Genomic DNA, 12,885 nt, shown 5'->3' on the forward strand with positions numbered 1-12,885 from the left:
TGGGTATCGATCACCAAGGTGCCTGTGGTTTCACCCGCGGCTATCGTAATCTCACCTTGATCTGTAGTAATAATGAAATCGGTTTCAGCGGGATTCGACAAAGTAGCAGTGAAAGTCACATTCGCTGCGTCTTCGTTCACATCATTGGTTGTCAAGGCCAAGGTCGTAGTGTCGATGGTATCGCGGATTTGTGCGGTCGCCGTCGCTGCGCTGAAATCCACCGCTTCAAAGTTGCCACCACTCACACTACTAACGGTTACTGTGACACTACTCGCATCCAAATAGACATCGCTATCTTGAGTATTTACTCTCAATACGCCTGTCGTGGAGCCCCGTGCAATCTCGATATCACCTTGATCCGTGGTAATAGTTACATCAGTTTGTGTGGCATTCGACAGGGTCGCAATGAAAAGTGCGCTATTTTCATCTTCGCTTGTGTTAAACGCTCTCAAACTTAAAAAAGTCGTATCTATGCTGTCCGTAATCTGCGCGGTAGCACTCGCCGAACTAATGTCTACGCTTGCATCCACATCTATCACGGTCGCTGTGATACTAGTCGCATCCAGATAGGGATCACTATTTTGGGTATTAATCACCAAGGTGCCAGAAGTATCACCGGCTACGACCACAATCACCCCTTGATCTGTGGTGATGGTCATATCGGTTTCTACGGCATTTGACAAGGTGGCGGTGAAGGTCACGCTAGCGGCGTCTTCACTCACATCACTGGTGGTCAAGATCAACGCTGGGATATCTGCAGCTAAAATACTGCTTGTTTCGAATGTTTTTTGATTGTCGCTCATGCTAAATCACTCCTTGATTTAAATAAATGTAACTGAATGTAAATCCAGTGCGCTAGAGTATAAAAATTAAAAGTAAATATCTATTGCTCTTTATTACAATCTAGTCCAAATACTTACTTCCACTCTAAATACTCCCTAAGAAATTGAAATTTTTACTAAAATATCATTTTTTATTTCCATTATTAATCAGCGTAGAGCGGATTCTATCCAAAGCCCATTCTATTTTTATGCCTTCTATTTCATATACTCCTGCCTCTTTATATGACGATTTGATTAAATATATGAAAAATAAAATATATGATTTTGCATATATTTAATCCTTCCCATACAATCCAGTCACTCGGTTTAAAGGAACAAGCACAATGACACCTGATCTGTTTTATAAAGCATTGGCTGACGACACAAGGATACGCTGCTTACTACTCATCACCCTTTACGATGAGTTATGTGTTTGTGAGCTCATGGCCGCACTCAATGAAACCCAACCGAAGATTTCTCGGCACTTAGCACAACTGAGAAAAAGTGGTGTACTCAGCGACAGACGGCAGGGCCAATGGGTGTTCTATCAACTTCATTCAGAGCTGCCAATATGGGCGAAAAACGTTCTACACACCACGCTCAATAGCCAAAAACAGTGGTTAGAAAATAATATCCATCAACTTGAATCTATGGGCAGCAGACCAGATCGCCTCATCTCCTGCTGCTAACTAGCTCATCCATTTTTCATAAGGACAACACAATGACCATTAAAGTAGGAATCAACGGCTTTGGCCGCATGGGACGACTTTCTTTTCGCGCCGCCTTTGATTGGGACGATATAGAATTCGTACAAATCAACGACGCCGCTGGCGATGCAGCGACTCTCGCCCATTTAGTCAATTTCGACTCTGTCCATGGTCGCTGGCACCATGAAGCAACCAGTGACAACCACACCATTAGCATCAATGGTAAAACCATTACTTGCACACAAAATCGCAGCATAAGCGAAACAGATTGGTCACAGTGCGATGTTGTCATCGAAGCTACCGGTGTAATGAAAAGCAAAGCCTTGCTGCAAGCCTATTTAGATCAAGGGGTAAAACGTGTCGTGGTGACCGCTCCAGTTAAAGAAGACGGCGTCTTAAACGTGGTGATGGGCGTCAACGATGATGACTACGACCCAAGCCAGCACCCTATCATCACAGCGGCTTCCTGTACCACCAACTGCCTTGCACCAGTGGTCAAGGTGTTACATGAATCCATCGGTATCAAACATGGCTCCATGACCACGATTCACGACATCACCAATACCCAAACCATCATCGACGCGCCACACAAGGACCTACGTCGTGCCCGCGCCTGTGGCAGTAGTCTAATCCCGACCACCACTGGTTCTGCTACCGCCATTACGCATATTTTTCCTGAGCTAAAAGGCAAACTAAATGGTCATGCGGTGCGCGTGCCATTAACCAATGCGTCTTTGACTGATTGCGTGTTCGAAATGAACCGAGCGACAACAGAAGAAGAAGTGAACCAGCTTTTGGAAGACGCCAGTGAAGGCCCACTAAAAGACATTTTAGGCTACGAAGAACGCCCCCTAGTATCCATTGATTACAAAACGGACCCACGCTCCAGCATCATAGACGCTCCTAGCACCATGGTTATTAATGGCACGCAGGTCAAACTCTATGTTTGGTATGACAACGAATGGGGCTACGCTAACCGTACAGCGGAACTGATGCGTAAAGTGGGGCAAATAGATAAAGCGGTTTAACCAATCGCTTTATCTAGGGAAGGTCTGAATAAGTCCTCTTGTCTCAGCATGTGGATAAAAGCCTGTTATTCGAGGCGAGTGCCGAATGTGAATAGTTGTCCTATTGTCGAGGCGCTCAACAAAGAATTCAGGCTTTTAGACCATGCCCTTCGGGTCTTGCAGAGAAAACGCCACATTACGTTGCAACTCTTTGAAAGGTACCTACATTCCTTCAGAGTCGCGTCTTATTTGACGATTTCTCTGCAAGACTGAGTCTTAGTAGACTTATTTAGACCTTCCCTAGCACTAAAATCATAAAACAAACAAGGCGACAGATAATTTTATGTTTTCCCAGCTATCAAAAAGTGTTCGTCAATACCTGATCGTCACCGGCAACTATTGGTGCTTTACCCTGACCGACGGTGCCCTGCGTATGTTGGTCGTATTGCACTTTTACGAGCTCGGCTATGGCGCACTCGACATTGCCTTACTGTTTTTGTTTTACGAGGTATTTGGCGTTATCACCAATCTCTTCGGCGGCTGGCTTGGCGCAAGGTGGGGGCTCAACCGCACCATGAACATAGGACTCGGTTTGCAAATTGTCGCCCTTGCTATGCTCTTGGCGCCAGCGACTTGGCTCACGGTGTTGTGGGTGATGCTGGCACAAGCCTTATCCGGTATCGCCAAAGACCTGAATAAAATGAGTGCCAAAAGTGCCATTAAAGTCTTAGTACCAAAAGGTGAAAGCGGACAGCTTTATCAATGGGTTGCCCTACTCACTGGATCGAAAAATGCACTAAAAGGCATAGGCTTCTTTCTTGGTGGCCTATTACTCACCGCGGTAGGTTTTCATCAAGCCATCCTCATCATGGCCGTCGCCCTAACAGTGGTCTGGGTATTTAGCCTTTGGCAATTAAAAGAAGATCTAGGCAAGTCGAAAAGCAAACCTAAGTTCTCTGAAATCTTCTCGAAAAGCAGGGAGATCAACATACTCTCCGCGGCTCGACTCTTCCTCTTTGGCGCACGGGATGTATGGTTTGTCGTCGCTTTACCTGTCTATTTAAGTAGCCAGTTTGGTTGGGACCATTGGACAGTTGGTGGCTTTCTCGCGCTTTGGGTAATTGGTTACGGCATAGTGCAAAGCCTAGCGCCACACATCACGGGCAAACGTAAACAGAAAGTCCCCAAAGGCAACACAGTGACTTTATGGGCGCTCGGCCTAACCACTTTACCTGCTGCCATTGCCATTGGCTTACAGCTTTCTTTTTACCCGCAAATCACCTTATTGGGCGGACTCATTCTCTTCGGCGCCGTGTTTGCCATCAACTCATCCCTACACAGCTATTTGATAGTGCAATACGCCAGTAATGATGGTGTTTCCATGGATGTAGGTTTTTACTATATGGCCAACGCCATGGGGCGATTAATCGGCACGATACTATCCGGCTGGGTGTATCAGGAATTTGGCTTAATTAGCTGTTTATGGGTCTCATTTGCCTTTCTACTTTTCACCAGTATCATTTCTATTTGGCTTCCTAAACATCAATAGATCTTGTTGCTAATAAGGTCCACAAAAATAGAACAAAAAAGCCGAACTAGACACATCATCTAGTTCGGCTTTTAGCAGAGTACAAAAATCTCTAGCCATCAATATGAATACTGTACTCTTGATCGTTAAAAATAACCTTGATCGAATCCAAGCTATCTACAAAGCCACTCATGTCAGAATCAAAGTTCGAATCCTCTCCAAAGCTAGCAACGGCCTGACCATCAATCTCAACATTCTGATCCGTCACGGTAATATGAGCAGATAAAAAATCCGCAATGGCATCTGTGCCAGCATCACTTCCTGGGTTACCAGCAATGCCTGTCAACAAATCTGTTAGGTCCAATCTATCGTCTTTAGCATTAAAATCGGTCAGTAAATCAACAGACCCACTTTTATGAATAATAAAGATGTCTTCCCCTGCGCCGCCAGTCAATGTATCAACATCACCATCATCTTGATTAAACATGCCACCAATCAGCAGATCATTGCCATCAGCACCAATTAATGTATCAGGCCCATCATTACCGATAAGAATGTCATTACCACCCTTACCATCAATATAATCGGAAGAGTTACCCTCTGCCCCTCTCAAATTATCATCTGATGTGCTAACAATCACACCAGAAGCGGCTGATACGTCTTTAGTCAGAATATCAAATGACTCTGCAGAGCCTACGTTTCCATGATTGTCGACAAAATTAACAAGAATCTGCAACTCACCATCGGCCAAGGTCGATACATCAGCACTTTTTTCAAACGTCGCCCAGCCGCCCTGACCATCATCAGACGTTTTTGTAATCCCCTCTGTCATTGTCAATATCTTCCCTTCACTATCGGTAATCCTAATGGAAGAAATAGAGCCCCCTGAATGAAGCCAAGTTTCAATAGTGACATTACCGACATCATCAACACCAATGCTCGTATCACCCCAACCGTCTCCACCGTAGGCATCAACGTCCGCCTCTGCGGCGGTATCAACAAAATACGACTGGGTACTTGAAGTCGAGAATGGGTTACCAGCCTCATCCTCTCCTGATACAGTGACGGTAACAACGTTGCTAGTCTTACCGGTATCAAGACCCGAACCTAACGCCTCAACAGAATATAGATAATATCCATTAGCATCTTGCTCTTCAGACACAACGCCCGTTCCAATATCAACACCCGCGACGCTAACAGTGAGTGCATCACCCGGTCTCGCGGCGCCGCCAACAAAGCCAGTAATGGCCACTTTGTTTCCAGCGGCGGCTTCCTCAGCGTTGATGTATTTATCATCCGTCACTTGATTGACAGCGATATTACCAAACGCGGTCAAATCAACGCCATGTGTAGAAGTCGTCGTAGTGGTTATCCTATTGCCAGCCGCATCACTTGAAGTAACCACCGCATCAAACGCCGTGTCGGCAGCCAAGTCGCTCCCTGCCACATCGGCAGACCAGGTTCCATCCGTTTCCACTCTGGTTGTGTAAGTCGTACCATTAATCACTAAAGTGACAACATCGCTTGATGATATATCACCACCAGATGCTGTACCTGTCACGGTAATGGTTTGGCCACTTTCCGCTTTATTAATCACATCATCTGAGGTGATTTTATCGATGCTCACGGTTCCCGCATCCGCTGAGATGTCGACCGTATGAGTTGAAGAGCCTGTGCTTGTTACCGTGTTACCGGCCGCATCGCTTGACGTCACCACAACATCGAACACCGTGTCGGCGACCAAGTCGTTGCCTGCCACGTCGACAGACCAAGTGCCACCCGCATCTACGGTGGTTGTGTAGCTCGTACCATTAATTTCCAAAGTCACAACATCGCCTGCTGCGATATCACCACCGGCAGCTGACCCTGTTACTGTAATCGTCGCTTGATTACTTTCTGCCCCGTTGATCACGTCATCCGAGGTAATCGCATTCACACTCACCGCACCCGCTGTCGCAGCAAGATCAAGCGTATAAGTAGAAGTGGTTGATGCGGTAAAAGGGTTACCCGAGCTGTCTTGGCCAGTCACGCTAGCGACAAAAGAAGTACCTTGAGCTAAATCGCTACCCGCAACATCGGCACTCCAGCTTCTATCATCAATGACTGTGGTGGTATAGGTAACACCATTTATCTCCATAGAAACTGTGTCACCAACAGATGCATCAAAGCCAACACGACCTGTTACAGTAATGGTTTCACTACTTTCCTGCGAAGAAATAACATCGTCTGAAGTAATCGCATTCACTCGAATAGTGGCTCTCGTCGTTGTATCGACTAAATACTGTTCAACACTAGTAGCCGAGCCTTGCTGACCGCCCTTGTTGGAAACGACTAGGCTACCTGCAAGGACATTATCTGAATCAGCGACTAAATCCGCACCAGCAACACCAATAGAAAAAGTCCCGTCGCTAACCTCTCCTACATAGCTAACACCATTAACAACCAGAGTAACGACTCCTGAGTCAAAGGCATCCCCTGTTACACTACCCGTTACCAACACATCACCATCCGCTTCTAACGCATTAAGAAGGCCATCATTGGTAATTGGGTTAATATCCAGCTTGACCTCTAGGGGCTGGTCGACGTTAAAACCTGTCGTGGGGGCAGAAGTAAAAGCGCTCGTGATTGTTGCTAATGATGAAAACTCAGGACCAGAGATAGAGGGTAAAGCCTCACCACTTGAATCATAGCCATAGTAAGGTAAGTTACTAAGGTAATCATCACTGCTATCAAAACCATAATCCGGCAAACTGGCATCACTGTTACGTGAAACAGTCACATCAACTCGATGTTGCTCATCACCAATGACTTCTTCACCTGCCGCTGGCGCTTCCTGAATAGTGGTTGGATCCACACCCTCTGCGATAGCTTGTTGCAACGCATCAATATCTGCTCTTGAATCTTGAGACAAGGTATCTAAATCTACAATATTGAAAACTTCTTCCGTCATTTCAACAATCGCATCCGGACCAATCACAATTTCTGTATGGTCAATAAAGACAATCGTAATGCTACCGCTACGACTGGTAACGACAGTCTCAGCAAAAAAGATAGGGTCGCCTATATTAACCAGTCGATCTTGACCATCAATGGATTGAACCGTCGCTGTGCCGCTCAGTTTAGATACATAACCAATTGGGCTACCTAAGGTAGCAAATGATAACTGACTGTCGCTCACGGTGGCATTTCCTAATATAGACGTAATAAGTGTTCCGATAGCGAGTAAGATAGGACAATGCAAAAGAAGCCACTATTGTACCTTGGTACAGCGAAAGTATCTTTTTGTACATAGGCTAACGTGAGTGTGTAGTTTTGTGAAAATCGTCAAGTAATCCCTTGAATTATACTCGGTCATCGCGTTTCACTTACTGACTTTTACACAAAAGTCTCAGCCATTAAGTTCGAATGAGGTCACTAGACCGCCTATGTTAAGGTCCATTTTAAATAATCTAACCTAGTAATAAGCTGCTATTTATAAACAGACAATAAAAAAGCACTAAGTGAGAGATACCCCACTTGGTGCTTCGACTTTAGTACTTTTATTTGGTCTATTTTATTCTAGAAACGCCTTTACTCAGCCTCAAGTGCTTGAATATGAAAAGCCCCCACTTCGGCTTCCGTCACTTCCACTCGTGTTCCCGCCTCAATAGGCGTTAAACTAATAAGCTTCCAATCCACCCCAGAATAATGATACGTCCCCACTTGTAGAGGCGAAACGGCCTCTTGCAAGATAAAACGATGACCGACCAAATCGCCCTGTGCTTTTTTAGGGCTCACATGCGATTGCATGCGTTTTAAAGGTCGCCACAACATCACGGCGGCAATCAAGGTTAGCATTCCAGTGCTGAACATAGCACTCAATCCGGTATTAGGGATAATATCCACATACAATAAAACACCGGTCACCATGGCAGCCAAACCAGTAAAAAACAGCACAAAAGTGGAAAAACCCAACACGGCCACTTCAATCACCAATAGGATCAAACCAACAACAAACAGGCTTTGTGCCAGATTATTGGTAAAGAAATCCATACTTAACTCCCTTTCGACAATGTCTGAATAATGGTCATGGCTTGTGCCACAACAGCTGACGCCTCAGTGCCAGCATCTGGAAGCAAGACCACAGAAGACTCTTTGGCAATCGCACGTTTCGCTTCAATGGCCTTGGACGCCAGATCCAACTGAATGGCTTTTTGGCCTTCTTCCGTTGCAGCGGCTTCCCCTACCTGACGCAAGGCTTCGGCCTGAGCGGTTGCTACCGCAACAATCGCCTTAGCTTCACCTTCAGCACGCAACACTTGTTCTTCTTTATCCGCTTCTGCCGCTAATACCACAGAGGCCTTTTTACCTTCAGCCCGGTTAATCGCCGCTTGACGATCCCCTTCCGATTCCAAAATCTGCGCACGCTTTACTCGCTCCGCTTTCATTTGGGCTTCCATCGCTTCCATCACAGATTGCGGCGGCATGATGTCCTTGATTTCATAACGCAATACCTGAATACCCCAAGGACCAGCGGCATCGTTAATCGCCGCAACAATATTGGTATTCAACACGTCACGCTCTTCAAAGGTTTTATCCAGTTCCATTTTACCCAGTTCAGACCGCATGGTCGTTTGCGCTAACTGAGTCACCGCGAAAACATAATTGTCTACGCCATAAGTCGCTTTATAAGGGTCAAGCACACGGAAATACAACACCCCATCCACATGCAATGAAATATTATCTTTGGTGATCGCACTCTGTTCAGGCACATCCACCGCTTGCTCTTTTAACGAGCGATCGGCTGAAATTCGGTCGATGAAAGGTAAAATGAAATTCAAACCGGCTTCTTTGGTCGATTGATACTTACCAAAACGTTCAATCACATAAGCCTGATTCTGCGGTACAAACTTGATCGAATTTTTAAGCAGCACAACCACTAGCACGAGTACAAGAACCTGCACGTTTAACACATATTGAAGTAACTCTTCCATACCTATAAATCCTTAAACATTCGAAATAACACATAACCTGTATTCTGTTTTAAAAACGCACAAAAATACAAGCGGGACGATCTATTTATCGCTACCATAGTAGGCACTTTTAACCAGCAAAAGTCATTAATAAAAATCATTTACAAAATAAAACACCAACCGCTGAATAAAACACCGAACAGGGAGCCATAACATGTCGATAAACGCGACCTTTCGCTATCAACATATTGAAGAACTACCGGGCTTGGTGGTCAGCGAAGCAGCATTAACCCAATTTTCATTTCAACCCCACTTCCATCTGGGCTACCACATAGGACTGGTGACCCAGGGCGTCTTACACCAAACGTGGAACAATCAAAAATACCACCTCACAGCAGGACAAATTTGCCTAATGCCCCCCGGTGTAGTCCACCATGGTACCGGCCAAGGGGAAGACATTTATCACCTCACCACCTTCCGTGTTACTCCTGAACGACTAAATAGCAGCTTTTTTGATTGCGAATATAGAGGCACTGGCCATCAGCTCGCTCCCATAGTGATCGAGCAAGCTTCACTGGCTCAAAGTTTCATTCAGCTAAAAAACCTGTTTGCCTCCAACAATGAGGCTGACCAGCTCCATAGGGATAGCCTTTGGACCAGCAACATGGCCGAGCTACTGCGCATCGCTGAAAAGAAGCCACAACAAGAAGAAAACTACGGACTAAGCAAGCAACAGCTCACCACCATACGAGACTATTGCGAAGCCAATCTGCACAACAAAATCAGCCTCAACCAACTGGCAACTCTAAGCGGCTTAACTCGTTTTCAATTTATCCGCCGCTTTCAAAAGCAAACTGGCCTTGCGCCTCATGCTTGGCTAACCTGCCTGAGATTAGAACGAGCCTGTGCCAGCCTAACCTCCCCCAACGCCATGATTGCTGACATCGCCGCCGACATGGGATTCTATGATCAAAGCCACTTCAATCGTGTATTCAAAACCGCTTATCAGGTCGCGCCTTCCCAATACCGTTTACAGGCTTAAAACTTTTTTCAGTTTCTTTAAAAGAACAAGCGGCGATGGCATCACCATCACCGCTTTTAATCAGAACTCCTAATCAGTACGACATTCAACTCAAAGTCTAAAGACCTTGTTGCTGAGCAAACTGTCTCGCACTCTCAACAAACGCCTCCACACCTTCTTTTGGCGTACGAAAAGACGTCACCAAGCGAACCACGCCCTTCTCCCAACGACCCGTATAAAACGCAAAACCTTCTGCTAATAAATAATCTGCCATGCCTTCTGGCAAGGTACAAAACAACATATTGGCCTGCGCTGGCGTATTAATGGTGATACCGGGAACCGTTTGTAAGCCTGCTTGCATCAGCGCCATCATAGCGTTGGCCTGTTCGGCATTGGTGCGCCACAACTCATCGGTTAAATAAGCGATCATCTGAGACGACAACAAACGCATTTTCGACAGCAAATGGCCACCACGCTTACGACGAAATGCCAAATCTTTGGCTAACGCCTTGTTAAACACCACAATCGCTTCCGCCGACATGGTGCCGTTTTTGGTCGCACCGAAGGACACAATATCGACCCCGGCTTTCCACGTCATCTGCGCAGGTGTACAACCTAAAGCCAGCAAGGCATTGGCAAAACGAGCGCCATCCATATGCACAGGGAGACCCGCTGCTTTGGCGACCCCAGTCACAGCGTGAATCTCTTCTAACGAATACACACTGCCCACCTCTGTGACTTGCGAAATACTCACCGCAGACGGTTGACAAGAATGCACATCACCCACTTTCTGGTTAATCACTCGCTCAAGCAACGCCGGATCCATTTTGGCGTCCGCCCCACCAATGCCGACAAACCGAGCACCGCCGGTATAAAACTCCGGTGCCGTGCTTTCATCACACAATAAATGGCTTTCCTTATGACACAAGACACTGCCCCACACAGGCGTCATAGCACTGATGCTCAACACATTCGCCGCCGTGCCAGTGGACACCATAAAGACATCCACTTCACATTCGAATAGCTCAGACAACATACGCGTTACCTGTGTCGTGTATTCATCACTACCATAGGGCATAGCATCGCCCTGGGACGCTTCCATCATTGCTTGCCAGACAGACTCTGATGCACCAGCAATATTGTCACTTGTGAACGCAACCTTCATCAAACCACTCCTTAATAAATTCGCCCATAGCCATAAAAAACAATCACATCATCATGCCAGCACAAGGCTCGGTGCGCTTGTATTTTTGTGCTTCTCTTTTTTGACAGGTAAGGAAGTGGGAGTGGCGACTAAGAGTCGATTTTGAAATGACATAAAAACAATTTTAGTTGTTTGAATTGATTTCCATTCAAACACTTTGTATTCCTAATGCTTTATTCCGCCCTATTGCATAACAAGAACGTCATCTGGGTTGCCAGATGTGCAAATGACAATACTGAAGCACTAGGTTTCTTTCTATTTTTACTTGAATTTAAGACACAAGAAGAAGGAAGTTTTGGCTTCACTGGCATTGCCTTATTAAGTGATAACGAGACACTAGTATTGTCCTTTTCTCCACCTCTTTGCGGTTATTTTTTCTAGCTTTCTACGATATTGCTGTGGTGAGAATTCGGTACTCTCTCCGCGAACAACATCAAAGAGGTTTTCACTAAGAATGGCACCGATGGCATGAATAGCATCGTGACGGTCAAGCCCTTGTCGGATCAATTTTGTAATGGCCTCCGAGACAATTTCGACACCCATAGCCAGTTGATTTTCTACTATGATATGCACCCTACTATGTATAGATAGAGCGTCATTATCTAAATCGTTATGGCTACACTCATGGAACCACCTTACCGCATTCATTCGATCATCTTCCGACAACTCTAACCAATCATCTTTATTTGGTTCAACTAGTGGATTATATTTAGTCATATTATTCACCTATACACTGTCAAACAACCACATTCATTAATGTCATTCCTTTTGACCATATATAACACCTCAATGAAGAGGCTCACTTTTTTCATTTAACACTCTCGATATAGTATGAATGTCCACATGAATGAAAAGCAGTTTTCTTAACGAACAAACTCAAGGAGTCGAAAGGGGTTTGCCCGATCAAAATCGAGCCTAGCCCTATCGGCAAAATCAAGGCTTATGAATCATAATCATAGGTATAGCTATCGTTCTCTATATCAGCAGGAGGCAATAACTCAAGTTGTATTGTTTGCTTTTCTTCATTCGTAATTTTGTAGTGTTTTATCGTTTGCGTGCCATCAACAAAGTATTCATCCCAAATGGTGATGTCATCGCCCATTTTTGCAGGTACGGTCGCCCAGCCTTTCTCATTGGTTTTTACGGTGAAAACATTATCTGCAACATAGATATAGCCAATCATGCTGTCGTGGATATTGCAGCCAAGCACCACTAGGCCTGATTTATCAAATAAGATCGGAGCAATATCAGAGCCTTTATAAAGTTTTAATTCAAAGCTTTTGGGTTTTGAAAAGCTGTAAACGTGGTGGCGAATGTCGTCACTGTTCGGAAAGCTGACATACTGACCTTTTTGAATCACAAGTACTCGGGGTTCATAGGAGGTATCAATTTGATCCATCACAGCCACGGTCTTGGCGGTAGCCATAGGTGCACTTAAAAGGGAAATAACGGCATTAGACACGGGGTTATTATCCTGATCTACAACCTTAATCTGTACGTCGGCGTAAGCCGTTTGAATGGCAAAAATACTGAATAGAACCAGTAAGTAGCGCATGCTATGTCCTTTATTTTAATGGATTACAGGTAATTTCCCTATTGTGACACCAAAAAGCATTTTGCATCACGAGATTTTCTGTAACACTTA

General features: G+C 45.3%; 11 protein-coding genes. 4 read left to right on the plus strand and 7 right to left on the minus strand.

Annotated elements, in window-relative coordinates; translation table 11 throughout:
- Window positions 1–803 (minus strand): immunoglobulin-like domain-containing protein (locus I8J31_RS13945; RefSeq protein WP_325101212.1); only part of this gene is annotated, 803 nt, incomplete at its 3' end.
- 362 nt (window positions 804–1,165) lie between these two features.
- Here I8J31_RS13945 and I8J31_RS13950 point away from each other — a divergent pair.
- The 3 genes from I8J31_RS13950 to arsJ all read left to right on the plus strand — a co-directional run bounded on the left by I8J31_RS13950 (window position 1,166) and on the right by arsJ (window position 4,084).
- A complete protein-coding gene (locus I8J31_RS13950; RefSeq protein ID WP_199469196.1) occupies window positions 1,166–1,510 on the plus strand; it encodes a metalloregulator ArsR/SmtB family transcription factor in 345 nt (114 codons plus the stop codon).
- Window positions 1,511–1,542: 32 nt separating this feature from the next.
- Window positions 1,543–2,556, plus strand: coding sequence for an ArsJ-associated glyceraldehyde-3-phosphate dehydrogenase (locus I8J31_RS13955; RefSeq protein ID WP_199469197.1), 1,014 nt, complete (start codon window positions 1,543–1,545; stop codon window positions 2,554–2,556).
- 322 nt (window positions 2,557–2,878) lie between these two features.
- Window positions 2,879–4,084, plus strand: a complete 1,206-nt coding sequence (arsJ, locus tag I8J31_RS13960; protein ID WP_199469198.1) for an organoarsenical effux MFS transporter ArsJ — start codon at window positions 2,879–2,881, stop codon at window positions 4,082–4,084.
- A 91-nt stretch (window positions 4,085–4,175) separates the two neighbouring features.
- On the opposite strand, the gene I8J31_RS13965 is transcribed toward arsJ, so the two are convergent.
- The 3 genes from I8J31_RS13965 to I8J31_RS13975 form a co-directional block, all read right to left on the minus strand.
- On the minus strand, window positions 4,176–7,241 hold the full coding sequence (locus I8J31_RS13965; RefSeq protein ID WP_199469199.1) for a retention module-containing protein: 3,066 nt from the start codon (window positions 7,239–7,241) through the stop codon (window positions 4,176–4,178).
- A 392-nt stretch (window positions 7,242–7,633) separates the two neighbouring features.
- Window positions 7,634–8,095 (minus strand): NfeD family protein, encoded by a 462-nt coding sequence (locus I8J31_RS13970; protein WP_199469200.1) that lies wholly within the window; start codon window positions 8,093–8,095, stop codon window positions 7,634–7,636.
- Between the two features lie 2 nt (window positions 8,096–8,097).
- Window positions 8,098–9,036, minus strand: coding sequence for an SPFH domain-containing protein (locus I8J31_RS13975; protein WP_199469201.1), 939 nt, complete (start codon window positions 9,034–9,036; stop codon window positions 8,098–8,100).
- Window positions 9,037–9,229: 193 nt separating this feature from the next.
- On the opposite strand from I8J31_RS13975, the gene I8J31_RS13980 reads away from it, so the two are divergent.
- Window positions 9,230–10,057 (plus strand): AraC family transcriptional regulator, encoded by an 828-nt coding sequence (locus I8J31_RS13980; protein WP_199469202.1) that lies wholly within the window; start codon window positions 9,230–9,232, stop codon window positions 10,055–10,057.
- A gap of 97 nt (window positions 10,058–10,154) precedes the next feature.
- Here the strand turns inward: I8J31_RS13980 and I8J31_RS13985 are convergent, their stop codons facing one another.
- The 3 genes from I8J31_RS13985 to I8J31_RS13995 all read right to left on the minus strand — a co-directional run bounded on the left by I8J31_RS13985 (window position 10,155) and on the right by I8J31_RS13995 (window position 12,795).
- Window positions 10,155–11,201: a threonine aldolase family protein gene (locus I8J31_RS13985; RefSeq protein WP_199469203.1), complete on the minus strand. Its 1,047-nt coding sequence runs from the start codon at window positions 11,199–11,201 to the stop codon at window positions 10,155–10,157.
- 375 nt (window positions 11,202–11,576) lie between these two features.
- Window positions 11,577–11,957 (minus strand): hypothetical protein, encoded by a 381-nt coding sequence (locus tag I8J31_RS13990; RefSeq protein WP_199469204.1) that lies wholly within the window; start codon window positions 11,955–11,957, stop codon window positions 11,577–11,579.
- A gap of 223 nt (window positions 11,958–12,180) precedes the next feature.
- The gene (locus I8J31_RS13995; RefSeq protein WP_199469205.1) at window positions 12,181–12,795 is read right to left on the minus strand and encodes a methylamine utilization protein; all 615 of its coding nucleotides are present in this window, start codon (window positions 12,793–12,795) and stop codon (window positions 12,181–12,183) included.
- Window positions 12,796–12,885 lie beyond the last annotated feature (90 nt).

Origin of the sequence: Marinomonas transparens, assembly GCF_016463975.1 — a bacterium.
GTDB lineage: Bacteria > Pseudomonadota > Gammaproteobacteria > Pseudomonadales > Marinomonadaceae > Marinomonas > Marinomonas transparens.

What these genes read in the sequence shown, in the direction of transcription:
- I8J31_RS13985 (WP_199469203.1), bottom strand. Translation starts at nt 11,201, where the DNA reads ATGAAGGTTGCGTTCACAAGTGACAATATTGCTGGTGCATCAGAGTCT.
- I8J31_RS13950 (WP_199469196.1), top strand. Translation starts at nt 1,166, where the DNA reads ATGACACCTGATCTGTTTTATAAAGCATTGGCTGACGACACAAGGATA.
- I8J31_RS13990 (WP_199469204.1), bottom strand. Translation starts at nt 11,957, where the DNA reads ATGACTAAATATAATCCACTAGTTGAACCAAATAAAGATGATTGGTTA.
- I8J31_RS13970 (WP_199469200.1), bottom strand. Translation starts at nt 8,095, where the DNA reads ATGGATTTCTTTACCAATAATCTGGCACAAAGCCTGTTTGTTGTTGGT.
- arsJ (WP_199469198.1), top strand. Translation starts at nt 2,879, where the DNA reads ATGTTTTCCCAGCTATCAAAAAGTGTTCGTCAATACCTGATCGTCACC.
- I8J31_RS13995 (WP_199469205.1), bottom strand. Translation starts at nt 12,795, where the DNA reads ATGCGCTACTTACTGGTTCTATTCAGTATTTTTGCCATTCAAACGGCT.
- I8J31_RS13955 (WP_199469197.1), top strand. Translation starts at nt 1,543, where the DNA reads ATGACCATTAAAGTAGGAATCAACGGCTTTGGCCGCATGGGACGACTT.
- I8J31_RS13975 (WP_199469201.1), bottom strand. Translation starts at nt 9,036, where the DNA reads ATGGAAGAGTTACTTCAATATGTGTTAAACGTGCAGGTTCTTGTACTC.
- I8J31_RS13980 (WP_199469202.1), top strand. Translation starts at nt 9,230, where the DNA reads ATGTCGATAAACGCGACCTTTCGCTATCAACATATTGAAGAACTACCG.